The sequence below is a fragment of the Arthrobacter sp. sptzw42 genome (genome assembly GCF_059089685.1).
In genome coordinates this window covers 138,934-163,711 of sequence record NZ_JBNHEX010000009.1, presented here as the reverse complement: position 1 = coordinate 163,711, position 24,778 = coordinate 138,934, and the positions used below count along the sequence as shown (strand labels likewise).

The 24,778-nt window shown below is 64.7% G+C and carries 27 protein-coding genes; 14 read left to right on the top strand and 13 right to left on the bottom strand.

Features of this window, described 5'->3' with window-relative positions:
* Nucleotides 1-130: 130 nt before the first annotated feature.
* Nucleotides 131-760: a uracil-DNA glycosylase family protein gene (locus AC5RT4_RS12870; protein ID WP_494040629.1), complete on the bottom strand. Its 630-nt coding sequence runs from the start codon at nucleotides 758-760 to the stop codon at nucleotides 131-133.
* A 209-nt stretch (nucleotides 761-969) separates the two neighbouring features.
* Nucleotides 970-2,175: a cobalamin-independent methionine synthase II family protein gene (locus AC5RT4_RS12865; RefSeq protein ID WP_494105985.1), complete on the bottom strand. Its 1,206-nt coding sequence runs from the start codon at nucleotides 2,173-2,175 to the stop codon at nucleotides 970-972.
* Nucleotides 2,176-2,510: 335 nt separating this feature from the next.
* On the opposite strand from AC5RT4_RS12865, the gene AC5RT4_RS12860 reads away from it, so the two are divergent.
* The 4 genes from AC5RT4_RS12860 to AC5RT4_RS12845 all read left to right on the top strand — a co-directional run bounded on the left by AC5RT4_RS12860 (nucleotide 2,511) and on the right by AC5RT4_RS12845 (nucleotide 6,258).
* On the top strand, nucleotides 2,511-3,572 hold the full coding sequence (locus AC5RT4_RS12860; protein ID WP_494105984.1) for a M14 family zinc carboxypeptidase: 1,062 nt from the start codon (nucleotides 2,511-2,513) through the stop codon (nucleotides 3,570-3,572).
* 258 nt (nucleotides 3,573-3,830) lie between these two features.
* On the top strand, nucleotides 3,831-5,120 hold the full coding sequence (locus AC5RT4_RS12855; protein ID WP_307096779.1) for an adenylosuccinate synthase: 1,290 nt from the start codon (nucleotides 3,831-3,833) through the stop codon (nucleotides 5,118-5,120).
* 275 nt (nucleotides 5,121-5,395) lie between these two features.
* Nucleotides 5,396-5,776, top strand: coding sequence for a YegP family protein (locus AC5RT4_RS12850; RefSeq protein WP_494105983.1), 381 nt, complete (start codon nucleotides 5,396-5,398; stop codon nucleotides 5,774-5,776).
* 56 nt (nucleotides 5,777-5,832) lie between these two features.
* A complete protein-coding gene (locus AC5RT4_RS12845; protein ID WP_494040633.1) occupies nucleotides 5,833-6,258 on the top strand; it encodes a CoA-binding protein in 426 nt (141 codons plus the stop codon).
* A gap of 12 nt (nucleotides 6,259-6,270) precedes the next feature.
* Here the strand turns inward: AC5RT4_RS12845 and AC5RT4_RS12840 are convergent, their stop codons facing one another.
* Complete coding sequence (locus AC5RT4_RS12840) at nucleotides 6,271-7,299, bottom strand: isopenicillin N synthase family dioxygenase (protein ID WP_494105982.1); 1,029 nt, start codon at nucleotides 7,297-7,299, stop codon at nucleotides 6,271-6,273.
* 45 nt (nucleotides 7,300-7,344) lie between these two features.
* On the opposite strand from AC5RT4_RS12840, the gene AC5RT4_RS12835 reads away from it, so the two are divergent.
* The 4 genes from AC5RT4_RS12835 to AC5RT4_RS12820 are packed head-to-tail and all read left to right on the top strand — an operon-like array spanning nucleotide 7,345 to nucleotide 8,966.
* The gene (locus AC5RT4_RS12835) at nucleotides 7,345-7,761 is read left to right on the top strand and encodes an MmcQ/YjbR family DNA-binding protein (protein WP_494040635.1); all 417 of its coding nucleotides are present in this window, start codon (nucleotides 7,345-7,347) and stop codon (nucleotides 7,759-7,761) included.
* Nucleotides 7,762-7,787: 26 nt separating this feature from the next.
* Nucleotides 7,788-8,327 carry a DUF1990 domain-containing protein gene (locus tag AC5RT4_RS12830; protein WP_494105981.1) on the top strand — a complete coding sequence of 180 codons (540 nt, stop codon included), beginning with the start codon at nucleotides 7,788-7,790 and terminating at the stop codon, nucleotides 8,325-8,327.
* Complete coding sequence (locus AC5RT4_RS12825; protein ID WP_494105980.1) at nucleotides 8,324-8,641, top strand: putative quinol monooxygenase; 318 nt, start codon at nucleotides 8,324-8,326, stop codon at nucleotides 8,639-8,641. Before AC5RT4_RS12830 ends, AC5RT4_RS12825 begins: the two co-directional genes overlap by 4 nt.
* A 31-nt stretch (nucleotides 8,642-8,672) precedes the next feature.
* Entirely contained in the window at nucleotides 8,673-8,966 is a 294-nt protein-coding gene (locus AC5RT4_RS12820) for a DUF503 domain-containing protein (RefSeq protein WP_494040638.1), read from the top strand.
* Here AC5RT4_RS12820 and AC5RT4_RS12815 read toward each other — a convergent pair whose 3' ends face one another.
* The 4 genes from AC5RT4_RS12815 to purS form a co-directional block, all read right to left on the bottom strand.
* Nucleotides 8,967-9,791, bottom strand: coding sequence for an SGNH/GDSL hydrolase family protein (locus AC5RT4_RS12815; RefSeq protein WP_494105979.1), 825 nt, complete (start codon nucleotides 9,789-9,791; stop codon nucleotides 8,967-8,969).
* A gap of 103 nt (nucleotides 9,792-9,894) precedes the next feature.
* On the bottom strand, nucleotides 9,895-12,204 hold the full coding sequence (gene purL, locus AC5RT4_RS12810; RefSeq protein ID WP_494105978.1) for a phosphoribosylformylglycinamidine synthase subunit PurL: 2,310 nt from the start codon (nucleotides 12,202-12,204) through the stop codon (nucleotides 9,895-9,897).
* Nucleotides 12,201-12,980, bottom strand: coding sequence for a phosphoribosylformylglycinamidine synthase subunit PurQ (gene purQ / locus AC5RT4_RS12805; protein WP_494040641.1), 780 nt, complete (start codon nucleotides 12,978-12,980; stop codon nucleotides 12,201-12,203). Before purQ ends, purL begins: the two co-directional genes overlap by 4 nt.
* 1 nt (nucleotide 12,981) lies before the next feature.
* Nucleotides 12,982-13,233, bottom strand: a complete 252-nt coding sequence (gene purS, locus AC5RT4_RS12800) for a phosphoribosylformylglycinamidine synthase subunit PurS (protein WP_003798434.1) — start codon at nucleotides 13,231-13,233, stop codon at nucleotides 12,982-12,984.
* A gap of 268 nt (nucleotides 13,234-13,501) precedes the next feature.
* Here purS and AC5RT4_RS12795 point away from each other — a divergent pair, with 268 nt between their 5' ends.
* Together AC5RT4_RS12795 and AC5RT4_RS12790 are read left to right on the top strand one after the other, a co-directional pair.
* Nucleotides 13,502-13,684: a hypothetical protein gene (locus tag AC5RT4_RS12795; protein ID WP_494040642.1), complete on the top strand. Its 183-nt coding sequence runs from the start codon at nucleotides 13,502-13,504 to the stop codon at nucleotides 13,682-13,684.
* Nucleotides 13,685-13,962: 278 nt separating this feature from the next.
* Nucleotides 13,963-17,067, top strand: coding sequence for a S8 family serine peptidase (locus AC5RT4_RS12790; protein WP_494105987.1), 3,105 nt, complete (start codon nucleotides 13,963-13,965; stop codon nucleotides 17,065-17,067).
* An 89-nt stretch (nucleotides 17,068-17,156) separates the two neighbouring features.
* Here AC5RT4_RS12790 and AC5RT4_RS12785 read toward each other — a convergent pair whose 3' ends face one another.
* The 4 genes from AC5RT4_RS12785 to AC5RT4_RS12770 are packed head-to-tail and all read right to left on the bottom strand — an operon-like array spanning nucleotide 17,157 to nucleotide 19,626.
* Complete coding sequence (locus AC5RT4_RS12785; protein WP_494105977.1) at nucleotides 17,157-17,504, bottom strand: serine protease inhibitor; 348 nt, start codon at nucleotides 17,502-17,504, stop codon at nucleotides 17,157-17,159.
* Nucleotides 17,501-18,442, bottom strand: a complete 942-nt coding sequence (locus AC5RT4_RS12780) for a 3-methyladenine DNA glycosylase (RefSeq protein ID WP_494105976.1) — start codon at nucleotides 18,440-18,442, stop codon at nucleotides 17,501-17,503. Before AC5RT4_RS12780 ends, AC5RT4_RS12785 begins: the two co-directional genes overlap by 4 nt.
* On the bottom strand, nucleotides 18,411-19,088 hold the full coding sequence (locus AC5RT4_RS12775) for an SSI family serine proteinase inhibitor (RefSeq protein WP_494105975.1): 678 nt from the start codon (nucleotides 19,086-19,088) through the stop codon (nucleotides 18,411-18,413). Before AC5RT4_RS12775 ends, AC5RT4_RS12780 begins: the two co-directional genes overlap by 32 nt.
* A gap of 34 nt (nucleotides 19,089-19,122) precedes the next feature.
* Nucleotides 19,123-19,626 (bottom strand): MarR family winged helix-turn-helix transcriptional regulator, encoded by a 504-nt coding sequence (locus AC5RT4_RS12770; protein WP_494105974.1) that lies wholly within the window; start codon nucleotides 19,624-19,626, stop codon nucleotides 19,123-19,125.
* A 77-nt stretch (nucleotides 19,627-19,703) separates the two neighbouring features.
* On the opposite strand from AC5RT4_RS12770, the gene AC5RT4_RS12765 reads away from it, so the two are divergent.
* Nucleotides 19,704-19,946 (top strand): hypothetical protein, encoded by a 243-nt coding sequence (locus AC5RT4_RS12765; RefSeq protein WP_494040647.1) that lies wholly within the window; start codon nucleotides 19,704-19,706, stop codon nucleotides 19,944-19,946.
* A gap of 122 nt (nucleotides 19,947-20,068) precedes the next feature.
* Nucleotides 20,069-20,284, top strand: coding sequence for a hypothetical protein (locus tag AC5RT4_RS12760; protein WP_494040648.1), 216 nt, complete (start codon nucleotides 20,069-20,071; stop codon nucleotides 20,282-20,284).
* A 99-nt stretch (nucleotides 20,285-20,383) separates the two neighbouring features.
* On the opposite strand, the gene AC5RT4_RS12755 is transcribed toward AC5RT4_RS12760, so the two are convergent.
* On the bottom strand, nucleotides 20,384-21,742 hold the full coding sequence (locus tag AC5RT4_RS12755; protein WP_494105973.1) for an aspartate kinase: 1,359 nt from the start codon (nucleotides 21,740-21,742) through the stop codon (nucleotides 20,384-20,386).
* A gap of 242 nt (nucleotides 21,743-21,984) precedes the next feature.
* Here AC5RT4_RS12755 and AC5RT4_RS12750 point away from each other — a divergent pair, with 242 nt between their 5' ends.
* Complete coding sequence (locus AC5RT4_RS12750) at nucleotides 21,985-22,947, top strand: ABC transporter ATP-binding protein (protein WP_494105972.1); 963 nt, start codon at nucleotides 21,985-21,987, stop codon at nucleotides 22,945-22,947.
* Nucleotides 22,944-24,077 (top strand): ABC transporter permease, encoded by a 1,134-nt coding sequence (locus AC5RT4_RS12745; RefSeq protein WP_494105971.1) that lies wholly within the window; start codon nucleotides 22,944-22,946, stop codon nucleotides 24,075-24,077. Before AC5RT4_RS12750 ends, AC5RT4_RS12745 begins: the two co-directional genes overlap by 4 nt.
* A gap of 95 nt (nucleotides 24,078-24,172) precedes the next feature.
* On the opposite strand, the gene recR is transcribed toward AC5RT4_RS12745, so the two are convergent.
* A complete protein-coding gene (recR, locus tag AC5RT4_RS12740) occupies nucleotides 24,173-24,772 on the bottom strand; it encodes a recombination mediator RecR (RefSeq protein ID WP_256249526.1) in 600 nt (199 codons plus the stop codon).
* Between the last annotated feature and the right edge of the window lie 6 nt (nucleotides 24,773-24,778).

Genomic DNA, 24,778 nt, shown 5'->3' with positions numbered 1-24,778 from the left:
AAAAATCCCCCCAAAGGCCTCAACCCGAAAGAAAAAAACCACACCAGAGGACGAAAAAAAAACCCCCCCCTCCCCCCTCCCCCCCCCAGACCCGCCCCCCCCCCGCCGTCGTCGTTCCAGAAACTCCGGGCTACGCCTTTGCCAGGCCTGTGCGCGCCATTGCGTCCGCATAGGCGACGCGCATGTCCTCGAGGTACTCCTCCTGTCGCGCCGGCGAACCGGCGAAAGCACGGCCGCTGAGGGACCGCACCTTGTACGTCTTCAGGCCGCGGCGCCAGAGCAGCGGAACTTCAGTCTTCAGCAGCAGGTTGGCCAGGCGGTTGGCCTCGGTGCCGTGCGCCACGATCACGGACGCGCGGGGAACCAGCGCAAGGAACTTCAGGAGCGGCTTGAGGCCGGCAGAGATCTGGTCCGGGGTGAACTTGCCGTTGGCCTCGCCGGGCATGTGCCACGGGTGGACGTTCCACGGCATCACGAACTCCGGCCGCAGGCCCAGCTTCCACTGGATGCCGAGCATGCGGGTAGCGGCATCGTGGTCCCCGGCAGTGATGAAGCCGGAGTTGTCCGCCTCGCCGATGTTCGAGTACAGGCTGATGATGCGGCACTCATCGACGTCGTGCATGGGGTCCACGTAGGGCACTGCCATGCCAGGCTTGGCCGCCTGAAGGGAATCGCACAGTTCGTTGACCGCTGCGACATTGGGTTCGTAGCGGCGGCTCAGAAGTTGGTCATGAAAGGATTCGGGTGCCAGGGCTGTCATGTAGTGCTGGGTCTCCTGCGGGGATTGGTGTTGCTGCCACCACGGAAAATGGGCGCACGGTGGCGCACTACATCCGCGGTGGTTGAAATGGGGTGGACCGATTCCTGGTCGGACTTTCCCAGTTTAGCAAGCCCCGCAAAACGAAACGCCGGTCCCGCGCACCCGTCCTGAACGGGGCACGGAACCGGCGGGTTCGGTCTGACTTACTTTTACCAAAGCCGCTTGGTTGCGCGGCGTGCGCCTTCACCCAGTGATTTCAGCTTGGCGAAGGCGATCTGCGGGTGGACCCTTCCACCCAGGCCGCAGTCGGTGGAAGCGATCACGTTCTCCCGGCCCACAACTTCCGCGAACCGAACAATGCGGTCGGCCACGAGGTCCGGATGCTCCACTACGTTCGTGGCGTGGGAAACGATGCCCGGGATGATGACCTTGCCCTCGGGAAGCGCAGTGTCCTCCCAGACGCGCCACTCGTGTTCGTGGCGCACGTTCGCGGCCTCGAACGAGTAACCGCCGGCGTTGATCCGGAGCATGGTGTCCACCAGGTCCGCAAGGGGAAGGTCCGTAGTGTGCGGGCCGTGCCAGGACCCCCAGCAGAGGTGGAAGCGGACCTGTTCCTCGGGGAGGCCGCGGAGGGCGTAGTTGAGCGCCTCGACGCGGATCTGCGTGAACTTCAGATAGTCCGCCACGCTCGGCTCGGGGCTGATCTGGTCCCAGTTCTCGGCGATGGAGGGGTCGTCGATCTGCAGGATGAGGCCGGCGTCGACGATGGCTTTGTACTCTTCGCGGAGCGCATCGGCGCAGGCGTAGATGTACTCCTCCTCCGTGGCGTAGTACTCGTTGGTGATGCGCGAGGCGCTGCCGGGGGAGAGTGCAGCTACAAAGCCGTCCTTGAGTCCGGCAGCCGCAAGGCCGGCCTTCAGGTTGGCGATGTCGGAGGCGACGGCGTCCTGTCCGGTGTACACGAGTGGTCCGGTGACCTTCGGGAACGGCTTGGGGCCGCCCGTGAAGATGCCGCTGGTGGGATCGCTGTAGGCCTCGGAAAAGAGGGCGCGGTCCCGGCGGTGGAGGAAGCCGGTCAACTGGACGTTGCCGGGCGTCGATTCCTTCGCTTCAACGGCCCACTTGGCGTCATTGTCCAGTTCCAGCCCGCCCATACGCGCGAAGGAGTAGGACCACCAGGCGCCGTAGTCAACGGAAGCGGACATGGCGTGCCCGTACTCGCCGTCGTTAGGGATATCGACGCCGAGGCTTTGCTGGCGCTGGACCAAATCGACCACGGAAGCGGTGAGGAGTTCGTTGTAGCCCTCGACGTCGGCAGGGTTTTCCTCGCGTGCGGCATTGGCAGCGATCAGCTCAGGAGTCCGGGGCAAGGAACCTGCGTGCGTGACGCGGATATGGTCTGTGTTCAAGGTCATGCTGAAATTTCCTTCCATCGGTCCTGGCAGTAGCACCTTCGCAGGCAGGACGGGCCTGCACTTTGAGGTTGCTGCGGCGTCAACGATCCAGGTCTCTCGGCCGCTCCGGATGGTTCCCTCCCACTCAAAGCCAGCGGCCTCCCGGGGAGCAAGTTCGCTTCGGATTGTGTCGGAACAGGATTGGACGGTGTCGCTTACAAAACGTAATAACTGGCTGCGCATTCCTGTTATGTCCATTGACACCGTTCGTTCAGGTTGGTTGGCTTCTGTCACAGCCTGTGATGGGTGACACGGCGAACTGTCACACCCAAAGCACTCGAAAGAGGTACCGCACCGTGAAAAAAACCCTGGCAACCTTCAAGACCCTGGCCGTTACGGGAGCCCTTGCCCTGGCCGTTGTGGCCGCACCAGCCCCGGCCCTCGCCGTGGGCGAAGGCCCCAACTACGACGGCAACGGCCAGATCACCACATCGAAGCTGGCCTCTTATGACCAGATGGTGTCTTTCCTGAAAGACCAGGACGCCCGCCAGCCGGCCATGGAACTGGAGGTCATCGGCCAGACCGTAAAAGGCCGGGACATCCACCTGGTCAAATACATCTCGGACCCGGCCAAGCCCACCATCCTGTACCTGACGCAGCAGCACGGCAACGAACAGCTCACCACCGAAGGCGCCCTGGAATTCGTCAAGCACCTGGGCACCGGAAAGTCCGGGGACATTCTCGACGGCGTGAACATCCTCATTGTGCCGATGCTCAACGCGGACGGCGCCATGGGAGACGTGAACTTCCCGCTGGACGACTACTTGGCGAAAGGCGACCGCAACATGACGCGGTACAACGCCGAAGAGGTGGATCTCAACCGGGACCATGTAGCCAAAGTCCAGCCGGAAACCCAGGCGCTGCATAACAACGTGATGCGCAAGCACAAGATCGACTACATGATCGACCTGCACCACCAGGGCACCCGAAGCCAGCGCGACGGCGAACTGGTGTCCGGGTCCATCCTGTACCCCACCACACCGAACGCCGATCCGGCAGTCGTCGAGAAGTCCAAGCAGCTGGGCGCGGTCGTTTTCGAGAACGTCGACTCCACTGGCTGGGGACACCTCGGCAAGTACGTGGGCGGCAGCGCCGAAACCATCAGCCGCAACGGCATCGCCGTGGAATACGACATCGCCACCCTGCTCTTTGAAATGCGCGGAATGTCCGACCACTACCTCGATGGCTACGCCCTGGGGCTCCGCAGCAACGGCTACCTGATCAAGCAGACGGTCACCACCCTGACCGCCACCGCCGCCGCGATAGCGGACGGATCCATTGCCGACGCCGACACTTCCTTCTGGGACAGCCTCGCCACCCAGACTTCCCGTCCGGGTGAGGAAGCCGACGACGAATAGCGTCACCGCTGACAACCTGCTGCGGTCCTTCCCACCGGGTCCGTTACCCGGCAAGAAGGACCGCAGCAGCCCAACGAGTGGACAAAGTCCCTGATCGGCTAAACTTGGGTGGTAAGAGCCCCGGAACTCTTGCGTCGCTGTGCTGCCGCGCAGACCAGCGAAGGCCGGTCAATTCGGGGCGTTCTCATGAACGGCGCTGCACCAGGCCCGCCACCTTTGGCCGGGCAGGGGCAGCCCGAACGAATGGGGGAGGATCCCATGCCAGCAATTGTGATCGTAGGAGCCCAATGGGGCGACGAAGGAAAAGGCAAGGCGACCGACCTGCTGGGCGGCCGTGTTGACTACGTTGTCAAACCCAACGGCGGCAACAACGCCGGGCACACCGTCGTCGTAGGCGGTGAAAAATACGAGCTCAAGCTGCTTCCGGCAGGCATCCTTAGCCCCAACGCAGTACCCATCATCGGCAATGGCTGCGTGGTCAACCTAGAGGCACTCTTCCAGGAGATCGAAGGCCTCCAAGCCCGCGGCGCCGACACCTCCAAGCTTCGCGTCTCTGCCAACGCGCACCTCGTCGCCCCGTACCACCAGGTGCTGGACAAGGTGACGGAACGCTTCCTGGGAAGCCGTGCCATCGGAACCACGGGGCGCGGCATCGGGCCTGCCTATATGGACAAGGTGGCCCGCCTGGGTATCCGGGTCCAGGACGTTTTCGACGAGTCGATCCTGCGCCAGAAGGTGGAAGGTTCGCTGCGGCAGAAGAACGAACTTCTGGTCAAGGTCTACAACCGCCGCGGCGTGCTGGTGGACGAGATCGTTGAGTACTTCCTGTCCTTCGCCGAACGGCTCCGGCCCCTGGTCATCGACAGCACCCTGGTCCTGAACACCGCCCTTGACGAGGGCAAGGTGGTCCTGATGGAAGGCGGCCAGGCAACGTTCCTGGACGTGGACCACGGCACCTACCCGTTCGTTACCTCATCGAACCCCACCGCCGGCGGCGCCTCCGTGGGTTCGGGCATTGGCCCTACCCGCATTTCCCGCTCCATCGGCATCATCAAGGCGTACACCACCCGCGTTGGTGCCGGCCCGTTCCCCACCGAGCTGTTCGACGACATGGGCTTGTACCTGCAGAAGACCGGCGGTGAATTCGGTGTCAACACCGGACGGCCGCGCCGCTGCGGCTGGTACGACGCCGTCCTGGCCCGCCATGCCTCCCGCGTCAACGGCTTCACGGACTACTTCGTCACCAAGCTGGACGTACTCACCGGCATTGAGCAGATCCCGGTGTGCGTGGCCTACGACGTGGATGGCGTGCGCCACGATGAGATGCCCATGACGCAGACGGAGTTCCACCACGCCGTGCCGATCTTCGAATACTTCGAGGGCTGGACCGAGGACATCACCGGTGCACGCACCCTCGCGGACCTGCCGGAAAACGCACGCAACTACGTGCTGGCCTTGGAGAAGTTGTCCGGCACCCGGTTCTCCGCCATCGGTGTTGGTCCGGACCGGGACCAGACCATTGTGGTCAACGATCTGATCAACGACTAACACTTCAGCACGTACTTGCGGCGGGCCACCTTATGAAGGTGGCCCGCCGCCGTCGTTTGGCCGCCCCGGCAATTTACACAAGGTTTACGCGGCCGGTCTAGCCGCGCCGCAGGCGCAGCGGTGAGACTCTTTGGTACAGCCGGTGACCTGTTCACCCATTTTTGGCCAGAGCCGCCGACGAAGGGCCGACCATGCGCCCGGACCGGCGGGGCGCCGACGACGCCGCCCTCCAGACCTGCAGGCAGGGCAGGACACACAAAACGGAAGGATTCGTGATGGCTGGAAAGTTCGAAGCTTTTCTTGATCCGGAGTCGTACTTCAGGTTCCGGCTGTTGGCGCCGGATGGCGAAGTGATGGCAGTCTCCGGCCCCTTCCAGGACAAGGCGGCCCTCGCTGCCGGAATTGCCGCAGTCCGGGAGTGCGCCGGCACAGGGTTGGTCACGGACCTTTGCCCTGCCGGATTTGTCGCGCGTCCGGCACCGGGTGCGGCACCCGCTGCGGCTCATGAGCTGGTGGAGGGCGCCCCTGTTGCTGCGGCAGCGGCCAAGGCTGGCTGCGAAGACCGGCGCGTACGTGCCGGGCACACCTTCGTGCTGGCAAAGGGACTCCACCGGCAGGGGAGCAAGCCCCGCTGGACCACGGCAATCGCCCGTTGAACCCACGGCACGGCCCGCTGGCACCGCATGTCTTCCCGGCCACGTAGGCTAGGCGCATGGCGCACAAAAATGATCCGGCCGTCGTCGAACGCCTGATGCGAACCAAAGGACGGTGGGCCATCGTCGGCCTCACCACTAATGAATGGCGTGCCGCCTACGATACGTCGCTGTTCATCCGGGACCGCCTGGGTATGGAGATCATCCCGGTCAACCTGCCGGGGGAGCCTGTGCACGGGGAAGAAGGCTACCGCAGCCTGGCTGACATTCCGGCTGAAAAGCGCCCCATCGACGTCGTGGACTGCTTCGTGAACTCCCAGAAGGTGGGGGAGGTGGTGGACCAGGCGATTGCCGTGGGTGCGAAGGCGGTGTGGCTGCAACTCGGGGTCATCGACGAGGATGCTGCCGAGCGTGCCAGAGCTGCCGGTCTCGACGTAGTGATGGACACCTGTCCCGCCCAGCAGGCCTGGAAATACAACCTTTGACGGGCCGGCGCTTCAGCCCTTCAGAAGCTCCGGGTAGTGCCGCCCGGTGACGTCGGGGTGGGCGCGCATCCTGCCTTTGAGCATGTTCATCCCGAACGACGCCAGGAGCGGGTTGGCGGGGTCGTCGGAGATGCCCCTCGCTTCAGCCTTCAGCTCGGGCGGCAGGGGAACGGTTCCGATCACCGCATCCAGCCGGGGGGACCAAAAAAACGGGACGGAATACCTGTCGACGCCAGGAGGCGGTGCCTGTACCCGGTGGATGGTGGCCACCAGGTAGCCTTCCGTGGCTACCTCCAGCATCTCGCCCAGGTTCACCACAAGTGCTCCCGGAATAGGCTCCACCTGCGCCCACTCAGTGGCCCCGGGCGGCAGCACCTCAAGCCCGCCCACACTGTCCTGCAGCAGGAGGGTGACGAAGCCGTAGTCCGCGTGTGAACCCACGCCCTGGTTACCCGCGGCTTCCACTACTCCGCCTACGTAGTGGACCAGCTTGCCCATCCAGGCGGGAGAACCCCGGAATGGCTCGTCAAAATAGTCCTCCGGCAGGTGCAGGGACACGGCGATGGCCCGGAGCAGCTCCATTCCCACCGCGGACATCAGTTCAGCCCATTCCATGGCCGCCGGCTCGAGCTCCGGAAAAGAGTCACCGGGCCAGAGATTCGGGCCTTGAAGCAGCCAGTAGGGTTTGTCCGGCGGGTAGTCCGGAACCGGTTCGCGCTCCGGGGAGTAGTCGATCTGCTCGCGGGCGTCCGCCCGACCCTGGGTTACCTCGGTGCCCATGCGGGTGTAACCGCGGAAATGGGGTGAGAGCCGGTTGTCCAGCCTCATCCTCTCCTCCAGCGGCAGTGAAAAGAACCGCCGGATCACGTCCAGGAGGTGTTCGGGCTGGCCGGGCGCCGCGCCGTACCCGGTGATCTGGAAGAAGCCTACGCTGTGCGTCGCGTGCCGCAGCTGCTCGATGAAGTCCGGGTTGAAGGAGCCGTCCGCCTGCCGAGCCGTGCCCAGGTCCAGAACAGGAATGGCAGCCTCATCGTGTGACATCCTGGCAGACTAGCACCGGAGGAGCCGGCTTTATAGGCTTCCTGCATGGACCCCGCTGCACTCAGAAAGATCTGCCTCTCGTTCCCGGGCGCGTACGAGGATTACCCCTTCGGGCCGGAGACCGCCGTGTTCAAGGTCCGGGCAGACGTTGCCGGCGGCGCCCGCCGTGGGGCCAAGCTCTTTGCCTTGTCGTCGCTCGACGCAGACGACCTTTACGTGAACCTCAAGTGCGACCCGGCTTTGGCTGTCCAACTCCGCGCAGCGCATCCCGAAATCACCGGGGCGTGGCACATGAACAAGGTGCACTGGAACGGCGTCCGCCTGGATGGCCGGCTGCCGGACGCCATGGTCAGGGACATGGTGGAGGACTCCTACGACCTGGTGGTGGCAGGGCTCAGCAGGAAACAGCAGGAGCAGCTGGGGTGGGCGCGGCTTGCAGGTGCCGGAGGCGGCAGCCCTTGAGATCCAGGCGCACGGCAGGCGGCGGTATGAACCGCGGCGGCCTCGACTACCCCTGCGTCGGGGGAACAGAGCACGGCGCGGCGCCGGAAGGCTACGCCATAGTACTGAAGGAGGTTCCTCTCGGCAGCGGCCTGGATGTGTACCGGCAGGTCGCCGCCGGCATCCTGTCGTGGGAGCTGCAGCGGCGGGCCGGCCTGCGCGTCCGCACGGATTCACCGCGTGTGGTGCCTGGTGCGCGGGTGGTGAGCGGTTTCGGTGTGGGACCCTTCCGGTTGAACGCGCCGTGCGAAGTGGTGTGGGTCCGGGAACCCCTGCCGGCGGGCATTCCGCAATCGGCAGGATTCGGATACGGCGCCCTGCGTGGCCATCCTGCCCGGGGTGAAGAATCGTTCGAAGTGGAGATCAACGCAGATGCCGGAGTTGTGCTTCGAATCCGGGCCTTCAGCAAACCCGGCAGTTGGTTTTACGCGGTGGGCGCACCGGTCACCCGTGCAGCGCAGCGGCACGTTACTTCCCGGTACATTGAAGGGGCACGCCAACTCGCTGCGGAAGGAATGTCCCCGTGATTTTTATCGTCGTTAAGTTCAAGGTCAAGCCCGAATGGTCGGAGCGCTGGCCCGCCCTGGTGGCCGGCTTCACCGAGGCCACCCGGCAGGAGCCCGGCAATCTATGGTTTGACTGGTCCCGCAGCCTGGAGGACCCGAACGAGTACGTCCTGGTGGAGGCCTTCAAGGACGACGCCGCAGGAGACCATGTCAACAGCGTCCACTTCAAGCAGGCCATGGCTGATATGCCCCAAGCCCTTGCCGAGACTCCGCGCATTATCAGCCGGCAGCTCGACGGCGAAGGCTGGGACCGGATGGGTGAGCTCACCATCTAGCCGTATGGGCGTATTTCGCTAGGCTGAAGCCATGTGGATCGGCTGGATCGAATTCGACATTCTCCTGGGCGACGTCCAAAGCCTGAAGGAGAAGCGCTCCGTCATCAGGCCCCTGCTCGCTGAAATCAAGCGCCGGTACGACGTCTCCGTCGCCGAGGTGGGGTTTCACGACCAGTACCGGCGCTCCCAGGTGGGGGCAGGCCTGGTGGCAGCGGACCGGGCGCACCTCGTGGAGGTGCTTGACGCCGTCGAACGCCTTGTTGCGGGGCGGCCCGAAATCGAACTGCTCAGCGCAAGGCAGCGGGAACACCACAGCGAGGACTGATTACCGCCGTTCCGAGGCTGCGTTCCATGTGATCTCCGCCAGTACGGCCTGCCCCCGGAGGCTCGGGTGGAAGTAGTCCCGCACGCTGATGTCGGCGGCGCTGAAGTTGTAGTTGTAGACCGCGCCGCCGTCGCTCCGGCAGTTCGTGTAGTGCCCGCAAACCTCAGCGAGGACGGCGTTGAACGCGAGTTCCCGTTTCACTACCTGGCTGCGCATCTCCTCAGTGTTGGAATCCGCCAGCATCGACTGGCATGTCCGTCCTGCGGTCCAGGCAGACGCTGCTGCCGGTTCGCCATGCAGGACACTCCACAACTGGTAGATGTTGGGAATGCTGCTGACTGCCACCTGCGGGCGCGGCCGCGCCTGGTCCAAGATGGTCAGCGCCTCGGCGACGCGTGTCCTGAAGTCTTCGATCGGCGTCATGTTGTCCACTGATGACGCGCACAAGTCGTTGGCGCCCATCAGGATCGTTACATACTCGACCTGCTGTGCCACGGCGGCCGCCGCCTGCCGGGGCAGGTCGGAAACCTTCGCCCCGCTGACGGCGTTGTTGAACGTATTTCCCTGGATGCCGGGGGTCAGTTGGAGCAGCCGTTCGTAGTGGCTGGTGATCCCGTCACCCTGGCCGCCGCCGGTGGACCAGGACAGTGCGGGTAGGTCGCCGTGGGTACAGCATGCGTTGTGGGCCTGCGTGATGGAGTCCCCGAGGGCAGCCATGCTGTGCGGATACGCGGCTTGGGGTCCTGACCGTGGTGTTGGTGCTGCGGCAACCAGGACAAGGATCGGCAACAGAAGGACGCTGAGGAACTTTCCCGCCTTGCCCATAGGACGATTAAAGCGGAAACCGCGGTGGTTACGGAGGTCCATTCCCGCACGGGGGAACATCTGGTTTCCGTAACCACCGCGGTGTCCGGCGGTGGCGTGGGTACTAGCCGAAGTGCTTCGGCAGCGTGGCCTCGTGGGCTTCGCGGAGGGCGTCCAGCGACAGGCCGGCCACGCCGTTGATCTCCAGGGTGCCGCTGGCTGCGTCCACCACGCCGATGCGGGTGTGCGCGAAGCCGCGGGCGGTGCACATGTCGGTGAAGCGGACTTCCTCCGACCGGGGGACGCCCACAACAGCGCGGCCCTGGGACTCGGAGAAGAGCGCCGTGAACAGGTCCACGCCGTCGCGGTCCAGAACGTCCTGGAGGGCGATCCGGGCGCCAACGCCGTAGCGCAGCGAGGACTCCACCAGGGCTGCGGCGAGGCCGCCCTCGGAGAGATCGTGGGCGGAGTCGATCATGCCGTCGCGCGAGGCGTTGATCAGGATTTCGCCCAGCGCGCGTTCGGCGTCGAGGTCCACCTTGGGAGGCAGGCCGCCCAGGTGGCCGCGCATGTTCGCCCATTCGGAGCCGTCCAGCTCCGCAGCGGTGGTGCCCAGCAGGTAAATGGCCTGGCCGTCTTCCCGCCACCCTGACGGCGTGCGGCGGGCGACGTCGTCGAGCTTGCCCAGGACTGCCACCACGGGGGAGGGGTGGATCGGCGTGGTGCCGGTCTGGTTGTACAGGGAGACGTTGCCGCCGGTGACCGGGATGCCCAGCACCATGCAGGCGTCGGACAGGCCGCGGATGGCTTCGGCGAGCTGCCACATGACGTCCGGGTCCTCCGGCGAGCCGAAATTCAGGCAGTCGCTGACGGCCATCGGGACCGCGCCGGAGGTTGCGACGTTCCGGTAGGCCTCCGCCAGCGCCAACTGTGCACCATGGTAGGGATCTAGGTAGGTATAGCGGCCGTTGGCGTCAGTGGCCAGGGCCACGCCCAAACCGGTTTCCTCGTCTACCCGGACCACACCGGCGTCGTCAGGGAACGCCATGGAGGTGTTGCCGCCAACGTAGCGGTCGTACTGGTTGGTGATCCAGGACTTCGAGCACATGTTGGGCGATGCCACCAGCTCGGTGACGGCCTTAGCCAGTTCGGCCGGGGCGGACGGCCTGCCGGCGTCCTGTACGGAACCGGTGAAGGCGTCAGTCTGCACGGCGTCCTGCCACTCGGGACGGGCGAACGGGCGGTCGTAAACCGGTCCGTCGTGTGCCACGGTGCGGGGATCGACGTCGACAATCACCTCGCCTTCCCAGGTGATGATGAGGCGGCCGCTGTCCGTCACCTCGCCCAGCCAGGCGTACTCCACAGCCCACTTGTCCATGACCACTTCGAACGCTTCCACGTTCTCCGGAGTGACCACGGCCATCATGCGCTCCTGCGACTCGGACATCAGGATTTCGCCCGGAGTCAGCGTGGGGTCGCGCAGCAGCACGGAGGTCAGCTCAACGGCCATGCCGCCGTCGCCATTTGAGGCCAGCTCGGAAGTAGCGCAGGAGATGCCGGCGGCGCCGAGGTCCTGGATGCCTTCCACGAGGGAGCCCTTGAACAGCTCCAGGCAGCACTCGATCAGGACCTTCTCAGCGAAGGGGTCACCCACCTGCACGGCCGGACGCTTGGAGGGCTTGGTGTCGTCAAAGGATTCGGAGGCCAGCACGGAGGCGCCGCCGATGCCGTCACCGCCGGTGCGGGCGCCGAACAGGACCACTTTGTTGCCCTTGCCGGAGGCGTTGGCCAGGCGGATGTCCTCGTGGCGCATGACGCCCACTGCGAGGGCGTTGACCAGCGGGTTGCCCTGGTATACCGAGTCGAACACCATTTCGCCACCGATGTTCGGCAGGCCGAGGGAGTTGCCGTAGCCGCCGATGCCGGCCACTGCGCCGTGCATCACGCGTGCCGTGTCCGGGTGGTCGATGGCACCGAAACGGAGGGGATCCATAACGGCAACCGGGCGGGCGCCCATGGAAATAATGTCGCGGACGATGCCGCCGATGCCGGTCGCGGCGCCCTGGTAAGGCTCAACGAACGACGGCGAGTTGTGCGATTCGATCTTGAAGGTCACGGCCCAGCCGTCCCCAAGGTTGGTCACGCCGGCGTTTTCGCCGATGCCCACCAGCATGTCCTTCTTCATCTCCGGGGTCACCTTCTCGCCGAACTGGCGCAGGTGGTTTTTGGAGGATTTGTAAGAGCAGTGCTCGCTCCACATGACGGAGTACATGGCCAGCTCGGCGCCGGTGGGGCGCCGGCCCAGGACCTTGACGATCTCGTCAAACTCGTTCTGCTTGAGGCCCAATTCGGCCCAGGGCAGCTCAGTGTCCGGAGTTTTCGCGGCGTTCTCGACGGTGTCGATGTTGAACTTTTTGGTGGTGTCGATGCTCACTTGTCGCCTCCCACAATCTTGGTCAGTACGGAGGTGAAGAAACCCAGGCCGTCGGTGTCGGACCCGCCCACGCCGTCCAGCGATTCTGGGCCGAACCCTGCCTCCACGGCGTGCTCGGGGTGCGGCATGAGGCCCACCACGTTGCCGGCTGTGTTGGAGATGCCGGCGATGTCGCGGCGGGAACCGTTCGGGTTGAAGCCGACGTAGCGGAACACCACGCGGCCCTCTGCCTCCAGCGCGTCCAAGGTTTTGTCGTCCGCGAGGTACTGGCCGTCCTGGTTCTTCAGCGGCACAGTGATCTCCTGGCCCGCCTGGTAGTCCAGGGTCCAGGCGGTGTTGCTGTTTTCCACGCGCAGGACCTGGTCGCGGCACATGAACTTCAGGTGGTCGTTCTTGATCATTGAACCCGGCAGCAGGTGCGATTCGGTGAGGATCTGGAAGCCGTTGCAGATGCCGAGCACGGGAAGCTTGGCATCGCTGTTGGCGGCGTCGATGATTTTGGACATCAGGGGCGCGAAACGTGCAATGGCGCCGGCACGGAGGTAGTCACCATAGGAGAACCCGCCGGGAATCACGACGGCGTCCACGTCACCGAGTTCGGTGTCGGCGTGCCAGAGCCCAACGGCGGTGCCGCCGGCGAGCCGGACGGCACGGGCGGCGTCGCGGTCATCAAGTGTCCCGGGGAAGGTGACGACGCCGATCCGGGCGCCAGCGAGCCGACGGGCACCGGAGGCGTCAACGGCGGGTGCCCCGCCGATCAGGGGAAGTTCAGTCATGTCAGGCCTCAACGACCTCGACGTTGACGACATCCTCGATCACAGGGTTGGACAGCAGGGTTTCAGCGGCATCGCGCGCCTGGGCCAGGATGTCCTCGGTCACCTCGCCGTCGACCGTCAGTTCAAAACGCTTGCCCTGGCGGACAGAGCTGAAGCTGGTGAAACCCAGCCGGGGGAGGGCGCCGACGATAGCCTTCCCCTGCGGGTCCAGAATCTCGGGCTTGGGCATGACGTCAACAACGATCCGGGGCATCCGGTAACTCCTGTGCGTGAGCTTGGGTAAGGGCGCAGCGGAGTGGTGCCGTCTCACGCCGTACCGAAGTGTTGAGGACACACGTGTTCAACCTTGTGGACGGGCGCTCCGCGAGCTTGCCAGTCCATTCTACCGGCCGGAAGGGGCCAACCTGTATTCGGGGGATTTAGGGCCGCGACCTGCCCTGGAGCTCCCGCAGAAGGGGTGGCCGGCGCCGGTTTGCAGCGGAGATCTGGAGTTGACCCTACGGTGTCACTAGGATTACGGAATGGCTGAGAAACCGAAATCCGTCCTGTTGCCCGTGGTTGCCGCTGCAGTATTTGCCGGGCTGGGGCGCATGGTTCTCCAAAAGATCAAGGCCGATCGGCTTGCCCGGGAAAACCGGGTTGCGGGACCGCTGGATGAAAAGACCCGGCAGTGGATCAGCGACGTGGTGCGCACGCCCCGGTAGCAGCGCAGCAGCGCCTTCCGTCCACGCATGAAAGGGCGCCCTGCGGGGTGCCCTTTTCCATGCCGTCCCCCTCTGTGGGCAAGCCGTTTGACTGGCGATAAATTCATGCATGTGTTCTATGTCATATTCAGCTATCAGTCTGTACTCTATGAATCGTCTGGTCGAACGAAATGACAAAACCTGTAATTTCGCATGCCAGGCCGTAGTTTCTGCCCCCCATCCGGCCGGGGCGGTACATCGTGAAAGGGTTGCGAGTGATATCAACTGGAAAGAGCCCCATGCGGGCCGGGGGATTCCGGAAGGCCGCGGCGCTTGCCGTGGGCCTGCCCGTTCTCCTGACCTCGATGGCCATAAGCCCCGCCACCGCGGCGCCGGCCGGACAGGATCTGGCAATCACTGCCAAAAAGGCCGATCCCGCGGAGTTCAGGGACGGTCGCTACATCGTTGTCCTTGCTGGTGCGGCGGCTGCGGGTTACGACGGCGAAACCCCCGGGCTGGGCGCAACCAGGCCGCAGGACGGCAGGAAGCTGGATGCCGAAAGCCCCAACTACAAGGCCTATGACGCCCATCTGCGCAAGCAGCAGCGGGAGGTCGCTGCCAGCCAGGGCATCACTCCCGGAAAGCAGTTCACCGCTGCCCTGAACGGCTTCAGTGCCGAACTGACAGCTGCCCAGGCTATGGAGCTGTCCCGGGATAAGCGTGTCCTGGCGGTCGCGCCGGACACGGAAAACGCCCCTGACTACACCACCACGGACTTCCTCAGGCTGACCGGCCCCGACGGTGTCTGGGCCAAGCAATTCGGCGGGGAAGCCAACGCCGGCAAGGGCGTGGTGGTAGGGGTCATCGACTCCGGTTACGCCCCGGACAACCCGTTCCTCCAAGGCGAGCCGGTCCAGTCCCTGAGCGGTCCCGCGCAGGTTGGCGTGCCCTACCGCACCGCCGACGGCCGGATCGCCATGCTCAAGGCAGACGGCACCACTTTCAAAGCCGAATGCCAGAAGGGGCAGGGGACGGGGGCCTCATTCGACGGCTCCCTGTGCAACTCAAAGGTGATTGGCGCCAGGTACTTTGCCGATTCCTTCCTTCAGTATGTGGCGCCGGAGAACCGCGCGCCGGAAGAGCTGATCTCGCCGGTCGACGTCGGGAGCCACGGCACCCACACCGCCACCACCGCAGCCGGCAACGCGAACGTGGAGCAGGTAATCGACGGCAGCACATTCGGCAGGAGCTCCGGTGTTGCCCCCGCCGCAAAGGTCTCTGTTTACAAGGTCTGCTGGGAGGACACCAACCCCAATACCGGCGGCTGCTACTCCTCCGCTTCAGTTGAGGCCGTGGAAGCCGCCATCAAAGACGGTGTGGATGTCCTGAACTACTCGATATCGGGCAACAACAACAGCACCACCGATCCCGTGGCGCTGGCCTTCCTCAACGCTGCGGCTGCAGGTGTTTTTGTTTCCGCTTCCGCCGGCAACTCCGGCCCTGCAGCCTCCACGGTCAACCATGCGTCACCCTGGCTTACCACGGTTGCCGCCTCCACCTTCCCGAGCGACCTGCTTGGCACGGTGAAGGTCTCCGACGGCTCGCTGTACCGCGGAGCGTCGATCATGAAGTCTGAGGTAGCAGACAAACCCGTCGTCGTTGCCGCTGCTGCGGCAGCAGCCGGTGCCGCCAACCCAAACCTCTGCGGCCCCGGTTCGCTCGACGCAGCCAAAGTGGCCGGAAAAGTAGTGGTCTGCGACCGCGGCGTTGTGGACAGGACGGCCAAGAGCCAGGAAGTACAGGCCAAGGGCGGCGTCGGGATGATCCTCGTGAACGTCACCAGCAGCTCCGAAGACGCGGACAACCACGTGATCCCCACGGTCCACGTCAACGCTCCCAAGAGCCTGGAACTGAAATCCAAGCTGGAAGCCAATTCTGCGCTGACCGTCAGCCTTGTCAAGGGTGATCTCACCGGTGAACCGCCTGCCCCGGCGCCGCAGATCGCCGGCTTCTCGTCCCGCGGGCCAACCCTTGCTTCCGGCGGTGACCTGCTGAAGCCCGACATCGCTGCGCCAGGCGTCAACGTCCTTGCCGGTGTTTCCACCATCGGCAACAACGGTGACCAGTTCGGGTTCATGTCCGGCACTTCCATGGCCGCGCCGCACATCGCCGGCTTCGGTGCGCTGGTGCTCAGCAAGCAGCCCAAGTGGAGCCCTGCCATGGTCAAGTCAGCCATGATGACCACCGCCTACCCGCTGGTGAACGCTGACGGTTCGGCCAACACCGATCCGTTCCAGGGCGGCGCAGGCCACATTGACTCAACCCGTGTCCTGGATCCGGGCCTGGTCTACAACTCAGGCGTCAAGGACTGGCTCGGCTTCCTCAACGGTCAGGGCGTGGACACCGGAGCACCGCAGGCCGGCACCATTGCAGCACGCGACCTGAACCTGCCGTCCATCGCGCTCGGCAGCCTGGTGGGCGAAGTCCAGGTCAAGCGACAGCTCACCGCACTGGTACCCGGGATGTACCGTCCGGAGGTCAATACGCCCGGGTTCAGCGTCCAGGTGGAGCCGAAGTCGTTGAACTTCGCCAAGGCAGGCCAGACACGCGAGGTCACACTTACCATCAGGAACGTCAGCGCTCCGGTCGGCAAATTCAGCACCGGTACCCTGACCTGGAAGGGCCCGCGCACGGTCAGCTCTCCCATCGCCATCCGGCCGGTCGACGCACAAATCGCCCCGTCGTTCTCCTTCAGCTCGGCCACGGGTGATGGCAGCGGCACCATAGAACTGGTGTCCGGTTCGGATAACCCCATCAAGGTAGGAATTGAAGGTTTGGCGCCCCTGAGCCAGACGGCCATCACCAAGACCCCGGGGGAGTACGCACCGGCAAATGATGCGCACAATGCCCTGCTCCAGGTGACCGTTCCCGCAGGCGCCTCATTCGCCAGACTGGGCGTCCAGGCGCAATCGGATGACGTGGACTGGGACATGGTGGTTTACGCGCCCAATGCCGCTGGCGGTTGGACGGCAACACAGGTGGCGACGGCTTCGGCCAGCGAGTTCCTGGACCTCGAATCGCCGCGGTCCGGCGTTTACTACATCGTGGCCAACCTTTACTCCACACCGGACAACGGGGCGGCCAGCGCCTCCGTGCAGGCGGTCACGTTTGCCGGGGACGCGGGTAACCTCACGGTTGAACCGAACCCGATCGTGGCTCCCAACGGTACTGCCACGGCGGCCACACTGTCCTGGACGGGCTTGTCCGAAGGGGCTTACCTGTCGCGCCTCAGCCTGGGCGAAAACGGCATCCGCACCTGGGTGAACGTCCAGGTGGGCGCCGCCTCCGCCGCTCCTGCCGGGGCACCGCGGGTGGCTCTCGCGGACGCAGTTCCCGCCGGCTAGCAGCCGACAATTATGGAACAGGATCCCCGGGTGGTTGAACCGTCCGGGGATCCTGTTGTTGCAGCCCTGGCTGGCTGCGGGACGATGCGCTAGATGGCGCCGGCGGCTCCCGCCGTGTTACCGAGCAGAGGGGCCATTGTCTTCCAGCGGGTGATTTCGCAGCCGTCGGTCCTGGTGAAGACCGCCTCCACAGCGCGTCCGTGAAATGTTCCTATCACCACTGCGACCTGCGGCCCGCCGTACTGCTGCGTGCACAGCTTGGGGGGCCCGGGCTTCGGGAAGAAGATGTCCTCGCCGTACCGTTCCACTGCGGCCAAGGCAGCGGCGGGGTCCGGCAGAGTGCTTCCGGCCAAGGGGTGCCCGGCCTCGGCCACCAAGCGGAACTCGTGCCCGCCGGCCTCGGGGCTCTCCCGCAGCGTAATGGTCAAATCGATCATTCCGGTCCGCCTCCGGACAAGGCGGCCAGTTCCTGGGCCAGCTTTTCCCGTAATACGGCCGCCTCGGCCGCGAAGGACCGCTGGTGTTCGACGTAGGCGGCCTTGCCCTGGGAGGTTTCGATGGGAATGGCAGGGTAGCCCCACTCGGTGAGGTCATAGGGGGAGGCCTGCATGTCCATGGCCCTGATCCGCCAGGACAGGTCAAAGCAGTCCATCACCAGTTCGCTGGGCAGGGCGGGAAGGAGCTTGTACGCCCATTTGTACAGGTCCATATTGGCGTGAAGGCAACCGGGCTGTTCAAGGTGCCGCTGGGTTTCCCGGCTGGGCGCCAGTTCGTTCAACGGAACGGCATCCGGGGTGTAGAAACGGAACGCGTCGAAGTGGCTGCATCGGATGCGGTTGTCCTCCACCACCTTGTCCGTGCCTGCTGAGCCGAGGCGCAGCTGCAGGTACTCGTGGCGCAGGTCGAACCGGTCCTGGTGGTAGACCATCGCCCATTCATGGAGCCCGAAGCAGCCGAACTGGGCGGGGCGGGCAGCCGTTCCACGCAGGATGATGCCGGCGAAGGCGACGGCGTCCCTGCGGTCTGTGACAAAGGTGTCCCGGTCCATGGTGACCGCGGTGGAACCTGGCGGCAACCTGAGGAAGGCCAGCTCACCGTCGTCGAGCATCCGGTAGTGCTTCCACCCGCGTCGCGCTGCCGCTTCCGGGCCCGCCAGAACGACGCCGGCGCCTGGGTGCCAGCGGCGGAGCTGGCCGGGTTTTTGCGTGTAGTAGGTGAAAAGGAAGTCCTCCACCGGATGCTTTTGCCCCGCGGAGCGGCGGGCAAGATAGGGATCCGCATAGCGGCTGACGTGCTGCTGGTGGGCTTCCTCGCGGGCCCGCCACTCGTCCGCCGCCAGGACCCTAAGCTGCTCCACCGGCTGCACCAAGTACATCTTTCGCGGCATCCCAGGCGCTGATCTCGCAACCGTTGGTGCGGGCAAAGGCAGCATCAACAGGGACTCCATCCACGACGCCGGTGACGGTGGCTTCCTGCGGCCCGCCGTACTGTTCAGTGCAGGCCTGGTCAGCCCGTTGCGGCGCGGCATTCAACAGGGCCGCATTTTCCTGAAGGGCTGCGCAGGCGGCATCCGCAGCGGGGTGCTCGCTTTCAGCATCGGGCGCGCCCCCAAGGCAGACGAGCGTGTAGTGGATTTCCGGTTCGCCGGCTGAAGACTTGTAGACGATGGCCAGTTCGGCGTTGCCCTGGCCGGGGCCTGATGCCGGCGGGGCGGGCTCGGGCGCCGGTGCCGGCACGGAAGACTCGGCGTCCGGGTCGAGGCTTTCCGTAGGCGCCGGTGTGGCCTGCTGTGCAGGGGAGGAGGCGGAAGCGGTCGGCGATGGGGAGGTGCTGCCTGAAGGAGTTCCCCCGCCCTCGTTGGGGGTGCAGCCGGGCAGCAGTACAGCGGCGAGCAGCAAGGCCGCGATGCGGAAGTAGGCGTGGCTCCCGGACCGCAGCGGGAGCGGTAAAACCGCCGATGGCATCAACTGCGCCAATCCCCCAGAGTGCACGCTGGGCCCGCCTCGTGGCCTGTCCGTCATGATTCCATCCTACTGCCGCCGTCCCGGCCCCCGGCTAAGCCTGCCGGGCCTGGGATGTGGCTGCAATGAGGCCGGTCATGGCAGCATGCAGCTCACTGACCTGGCTTCGGGTCAGTCCCAGGCGGTCCATCATGGTGCCGGGGACGTTGAGTGCCTCCTGCCGGAGGGCAGCGCCTGCGGAAGTGAGGCCGACGGCGAGCGAGCGCTCGTTGCCGTCCACACGGCGTCGGGAGATCAGGCCCGCTGCTTCAAGGCGCCGCAGCAAGGGTGAAATGGTGGCCGGCTCCTGCGCCAGGGCCTCGCTGATATTCCGCACCGTGCGCGGGCTGGACTCCCAAAGGCACAGCATCACCAGGTATTGCGGGTGGGTGAGGTTCAGTTTCTCAAGCACCGGTTTGTACGCTCCCACCACGCTGCGGGAAGCAACGGTCAGGGCGAAGCAGAGCTGGTGTTCAAGCAGCAGGTCATTGTCCTCCGGGCTTTTCCTGCCGGCAGGCGTTTTGCCGGTGGAGGTGGAAGTGCTGGATGCGGTGGTCATCAGGGCCTCCAATTGTTAGCGCTAATCATTAGCGTACACTCCAATCAGGAGTCATGGTTCGCGGAAGGAGCCGGTTCATGGGTAAGGCCAGTTCAGCAGGCAAGGACAACGCGTCGCAGCGGTTTATGCGGGCCACCGGCAAGTTGCGCGCCATTTTCGGGCCTGCGAACCGCTCATCGCTCCTTCATGACATGACGGAGGAAAACCGCCGGCTCCTGGCCCAGCGTGAAGCTGAAACGCAGCAGTGGGAAACCGTCACACGCCCGGATGGAAGCACCTATGTAGTGCCGCGGAATCCGGACGACAAGTCCCTCCGCTGACACCTGGGCTGCGGAGCCTTTTCCAGCACCCGGGCGTAAAATAAGGGCACTGGCTCCGTAAGGAGCAGTGGCCTTTTGGACTGGCTCTTCTTTCCCTGCACGCGGAAAGGGGGTGGAAAACAGTGGCACATGTACTTAGCGGGTTTATGAACGCGACCGAACGGCTTCGCTTCTTCTTTGGACCGGCCGCCCGCCTCGACTCCAGTTTGCCGGTGGTGCACAAGCATGACGAGTTTGAGCAGGCCTCGGAGGAGGAGCTCACGCATTTTGTGGTGGAAACCGATTCGGCCGGCCACCACTACGCCGTTCGGCGGGAAGACCTTGAAAAGGAGACGTGACGCCAGCGGGATCATGGCGCGTACTCCCTGGATATAAAAGTATGCACTGGCAGGAAGCAGGTTCCCTGCCAGTGCATACTTTTATGTTTTAGGCGCCGTTTAGCGGCCGGTCCCGCCGTACACGGTGGCTTCGTTGTCGCTGTCGAGCTCAAAGGCCCGGTGGATGACCCGCACGGCCTCGTCCAGGAAATCGGCGTGGGTTACAACCGAGATGCGGATTTCCGATGTGGAGATCATGTTGATATTGATCCCTGCGTCCGAAAGCGCTTTGAAGAAGGTTGCGGAGACGCCCGGGTGGGAACGCATGCCCGCGCCAATCAGGGAGAGCTTGCCAATCTGCTCGTTGTACTCGATGGTTTCGAAACCGATCTGGTCCTGGGCCGCATGCAGGGCCGCCAAGGCGTCGGCTCCTTCCACGATGGGCAGGGTGAAGGAGATATCAGTCCGGCCGGTGCCGTGGGTGGAGACGTTCTGCACGATCATGTCAATGTTCGAGTGGGCATCGGCGATGACCTGGAAGATCGCGGCCGCCTTGCCCGGGATGTCCGGAACACCAACAACGGTGACCTTGGCTTCGGAACGGTCGTGTGCGACGCCGGAGATGATTGGCTGCTCCAAGGCAACTCCCTCTTGTGTGGTGATCTTGTCTTCGGCACTGGGGATGACCCAGGTGCCTTCGTGCTGGCTGAATGACGAGCGGACGTGCAGCGGCACGCCAAACCTGCGGGCGTACTCCACGCAGCGGAGGTGCAGGATCTTGGCTCCCGAAGCTGCGAGTTCGAGCATTTCCTCGCTGGAAATCGTGTCGATCTTCTGGGCTGAGGGGACCACGCGCGGATCCGCCGTGTAAATGCCGTCCACGTCCGTGTAGATCTCGCAGACGTCCGCCTCAAGCGCTGCTGCCAGCGCTACCGCGGTAGTGTCCGAGCCGCCGCGCCCCAGGGTGGTGATCTCGTTGGTGGCCCGGCTCATGCCCTGAAAGCCCGCCACGATGGCGATATTGCCCTTGTCCAGGGCGGTGCGGATGCGGTGGGGATCGACGTCGATAATCCTGGCCTTGCCGTGGATGCCGTCAGTGATCATCCCGGCCTGGGAACCGGTGAAGGACTGGGCGGAGGCACCGAGCTTATTGATGGCCATGGCCAGGAGCGCCATCGAGATGCGCTCGCCGGCTGACAGCAACATATCCATTTCGCGGGCGGGGGCTGAGTCCGTCACTTGGCCCGCAAGGTCCAGCAGTTCATCGGTGGTGTCACCCATGGCCGAGACCACCACAACCACTTCGTTGCCCGCTACCTGGGCGTCCACGACGCGTTTGGCGACCCGCTTGATGCCGTCGGCGTCCGCGACAGAAGAGCCGCCGAACTTCTGCACGATGAGCTGCTTGGTTACGGCACCGCCGACGGCCAGCTCCTGAGGCTGGGTTGCGTTGTGCACTTCGGTAGTGGGCGTACTCATGCGCATACCTTCACTGGATCAATTGGGGTCCGGCCAGGCAGCCGCAAAGCTGTTGGCCCAGACGCTGGAAAACTAACGCCGCTGTTGGCGCGACTTCTCGTTTCAGTTTATCGCCGCGCTTGGCCGGGCGTTGAATTGTGACCGAATCTCAGCCCCCGGGAGGACCTGCGCCGAAGCCCCTCGGGCGTACGCTCAGACTGTCACAATGCAACAAAATACTGTGGGGGACAGGTGTGCAACACATGGCCATGATTTCTGAACTACCTGATGCGGACGGGCCGGAACCCAACGATGGCATTACGGCCCGTGCCGTGAGTCGCAGCTTCGGCGCGGTGCGCGCCGTCGAGCACATGGATTTCCATGCACCCGCCGGGAAGGTGACGGCCTTGATCGGACCGAACGGGGCAGGCAAAACAACGCTGCTGCTGATGCTGGCGTCACTGCTCGCACCGGATGAGGGCAGTATCAGCGTGGGCGGGCTTGATCCGAGCCGGCACCGGGCGGAAGTGCGCAGCCGGCTCGGCTGGATGCCGGACACCCTGGGAGTGTGGGAGTCGCTGACCGCCCGGGAGATCCTCACCCAAATGGCCCGCTTCTACCGGCTCCCGGCACAAGGCATAGCGCAGAGGGTCTCTGACATGCTTCGAAGTGTGCGGCTGGATGGCCTCGCGGACCAGCCGGCCCGGGTGCTGTCCCGGGGGCAGCAGCAACGGCTCAGCCTGGCGCGGGCCCTGATACATGACCCGTCCGTCCTCCTGCTCGACGAGCCCGCCTCGGGATTGGACCCGGGTTCCCGCGTGGAACTGAGGATCATGTTGAGGCAACTCGCGGCGGAGGGCAAAGCCGTGGTGGTCTCGTCCCACGTGCTCAGCGAACTGGATGAAATCGCCGACGCAGCGGTGTTCGTCAACAAGGGCCGTACCGTCCGGCATCAAACCACCGAAGAAGCCGCGGCCGCCGGCCGCCGGTACGCAGTCAGCGCCTCAGATACAGCCGCGCTGGCAGCCGGGCTCACCGCGCTGGGCGTGGCCTTCCGCCACGAAAACGGGCGGCGGCCGGGCCTCAGCCTGACGCTGGCAAGCGATAACGACGCCGAGCGGCTGCTGCGCGACCTGGTGCTCGCCGGCGTCGGAGTCAATTCCTTCGCCCCCGCTTCCGGGGCACTGGAAGAGACGTACATGAGCCTCGAAGGGGAGCGGCAATGAGCCACGCGACAGAAAACCTGCAGCACACCGTCAGCGGCAGGGGAATTGGCGGTTACCTGCCCGGGGTCAGGGACGTCGTGGTCCTGGAGCTCAAGCAGCGGTTGCGGTCCCGCGGCTGGTTCATCATGCTGGCCATCTGGTTTGTCCTCACAGGGCTGGTGACCTGGCTGACGTGGGCCAGCTGGAACGCCTCACAGGCGGCCCAAAGGGAGTTCCCGGGCTCGGTCCCGGCACCCGAACCGGGGCCGGGCTCCATGATTTTCGAGGTGGTCCTCGCCTTTGTCCTGCTGTTTGCGTTGCTTGTTGCTCCGGCACTTTCTGCCAACGCGGTGAATGGGGACCGGGCAGGCGGCACCCTGGCCATCCTCCAGGTGACGCTGCTGCGGCCAGGCCAAATTCTGTGGGGCAAATTTTTTGCAGCATGGGCTGCAGCGCTGGCCTTCCTGGTGGCAAGCACCCCGTTCCTGGTGATCGGAGTGGCGCTGGGTGGGATGACCGCAGGCCATGTGCTGGTGGCCCTGCTGATGCTGGCGCTTGAGGTGGGTGTTGTCTGTGCAATCGGCGTGGGCATTTCCGCTCTTGCCGGCCGGCCGCTGTTCTCTATCGTGGTTACTTATTTGGCAGTGGCGGGGCTGGCCGTCGGCACACTGATCGCCTTTGGGCTTGTCACGGGCCTCACCCAAGGAACGATCATGGCGAACCAGGCCCAGTACCGGCAGTACGAGCCCCTCCGCAACGGGACGGCGGAACCTGATTACACCTGCTCAGGGCCCTTGCAGGAGCAGAGCGCTGTGCGCACCGAGCGGGTGGCCTGGCTGCTGGCCATGAATCCTTACGTGGTGGTGGCTGACGCTATCCCGTACCCTGACCGAACCGGCCAGCAGGGTTTCACGGCTGTTGGGGCGATCGAGAACGTCAGCCAGGGCGCCAGGTATGCCATGGCGGGCCCGGAAGGAACCTACCCCTGCGCCAACGGGGAGGTAAAGCCGCGATACCTTGCTCAAGCCACGCCGCTGTGGCCATTGGGCCTTGGCCTGCAGCTCGTGCTGGCAGCGCTGCTGATGTGGCTCGGCTGGCGTTCGCTCCGGACTCCGGCACACCGTCTGGCGAGGGGTACGCGTATCGCCTGATTCGTGCTCCGTGACCCGGAAGAGGGATGGGGCCTGTCCAGCCGCAGTCCCTAACCAGGCGCGACCCCTTCCCGGAAGCCACGTGGTCCAAGTCCTCAGGTCAGGGCGTTGCGGCGGCCCTCAAAGGCACGTCCCAGCGTGACCTCGTCTGCGTACTCGAGGTCCCCGCCCACCGGCAGCCCGGACGCGAGCCTGGTCACGGTGATTCCGATCGTCTTCAGCATCCGGGCCAGGTAGGTGGCTGTTGCTTCCCCTTCCAGGTTGGGGTCCGTGGCGATGATGACTTCCTGGATAGCGCCGTCGTTCAACCGCGTCAGGAGTTCCCGGATCCGTAACTGTTCCGGCCCGATCCCGGCGATCGGATTGATGGCCCCGCCCAGCACGTGGTACCTGCCCCGGAACGAACGGGTGCGTTCCACCGCAAGTACATCCTTGGATTCCTCCACCACGCAGATCACAGCGGGATCGCGCCGTGGATCGCGGCAGATGTTGCACTGTTCCTGCTCGGTGACGTTGCCGCAGACGGTGCAGAACTTGACCCGTTCCTTGACGGAGGTGATGGCCTCCACCAGCCGCTTCATGTCCTGCGGGTCCGCTTCGAGGATGTGGAACGCCAGCCGCTGTGCGGATTTCGGGCCCACGCCGGGAAGGCGTCCAAGCTCGTCAATCAGCTCTTGGACAGCACCTTCGTACACGATATT

Coding starts and splice junctions, on each gene's coding strand:
- AC5RT4_RS12845 (WP_494040633.1), top strand. CDS start 5,833: ATGGCGCACAAAAATGATCCGGCCGTCGTCGAACGCCTGATGCGAACC.
- AC5RT4_RS12835 (WP_494040635.1), top strand. CDS start 7,345: ATGGACCCCGCTGCACTCAGAAAGATCTGCCTCTCGTTCCCGGGCGCG.
- AC5RT4_RS12790 (WP_494105987.1), top strand. CDS start 13,963: ATGCGGGCCGGGGGATTCCGGAAGGCCGCGGCGCTTGCCGTGGGCCTG.
- AC5RT4_RS12770 (WP_494105974.1), bottom strand. CDS start 19,626: ATGACCACCGCATCCAGCACTTCCACCTCCACCGGCAAAACGCCTGCC.
- AC5RT4_RS12775 (WP_494105975.1), bottom strand. CDS start 19,088: ATGACGGACAGGCCACGAGGCGGGCCCAGCGTGCACTCTGGGGGATTG.
- AC5RT4_RS12765 (WP_494040647.1), top strand. CDS start 19,704: ATGGGTAAGGCCAGTTCAGCAGGCAAGGACAACGCGTCGCAGCGGTTT.
- AC5RT4_RS12815 (WP_494105979.1), bottom strand. CDS start 9,791: ATGGGCAAGGCGGGAAAGTTCCTCAGCGTCCTTCTGTTGCCGATCCTT.
- AC5RT4_RS12865 (WP_494105985.1), bottom strand. CDS start 2,175: ATGACCTTGAACACAGACCATATCCGCGTCACGCACGCAGGTTCCTTG.
- AC5RT4_RS12840 (WP_494105982.1), bottom strand. CDS start 7,299: ATGTCACACGATGAGGCTGCCATTCCTGTTCTGGACCTGGGCACGGCT.
- AC5RT4_RS12855 (WP_307096779.1), top strand. CDS start 3,831: ATGCCAGCAATTGTGATCGTAGGAGCCCAATGGGGCGACGAAGGAAAA.
- AC5RT4_RS12755 (WP_494105973.1), bottom strand. CDS start 21,742: ATGAGTACGCCCACTACCGAAGTGCACAACGCAACCCAGCCTCAGGAG.
- AC5RT4_RS12795 (WP_494040642.1), top strand. CDS start 13,502: ATGGCTGAGAAACCGAAATCCGTCCTGTTGCCCGTGGTTGCCGCTGCA.
- AC5RT4_RS12830 (WP_494105981.1), top strand. CDS start 7,788: ATGAACCGCGGCGGCCTCGACTACCCCTGCGTCGGGGGAACAGAGCAC.
- AC5RT4_RS12820 (WP_494040638.1), top strand. CDS start 8,673: ATGTGGATCGGCTGGATCGAATTCGACATTCTCCTGGGCGACGTCCAA.
- purQ (WP_494040641.1), bottom strand. CDS start 12,980: ATGACTGAACTTCCCCTGATCGGCGGGGCACCCGCCGTTGACGCCTCC.
- AC5RT4_RS12780 (WP_494105976.1), bottom strand. CDS start 18,442: ATGTACTTGGTGCAGCCGGTGGAGCAGCTTAGGGTCCTGGCGGCGGAC.
- AC5RT4_RS12750 (WP_494105972.1), top strand. CDS start 21,985: ATGGCCATGATTTCTGAACTACCTGATGCGGACGGGCCGGAACCCAAC.
- AC5RT4_RS12850 (WP_494105983.1), top strand. CDS start 5,396: ATGGCTGGAAAGTTCGAAGCTTTTCTTGATCCGGAGTCGTACTTCAGG.
- AC5RT4_RS12785 (WP_494105977.1), bottom strand. CDS start 17,504: ATGATCGATTTGACCATTACGCTGCGGGAGAGCCCCGAGGCCGGCGGG.
- AC5RT4_RS12745 (WP_494105971.1), top strand. CDS start 22,944: ATGAGCCACGCGACAGAAAACCTGCAGCACACCGTCAGCGGCAGGGGA.
- purS (WP_003798434.1), bottom strand. CDS start 13,233: ATGCCCCGGATCGTTGTTGACGTCATGCCCAAGCCCGAGATTCTGGAC.
- AC5RT4_RS12870 (WP_494040629.1), bottom strand. CDS start 760: ATGACAGCCCTGGCACCCGAATCCTTTCATGACCAACTTCTGAGCCGC.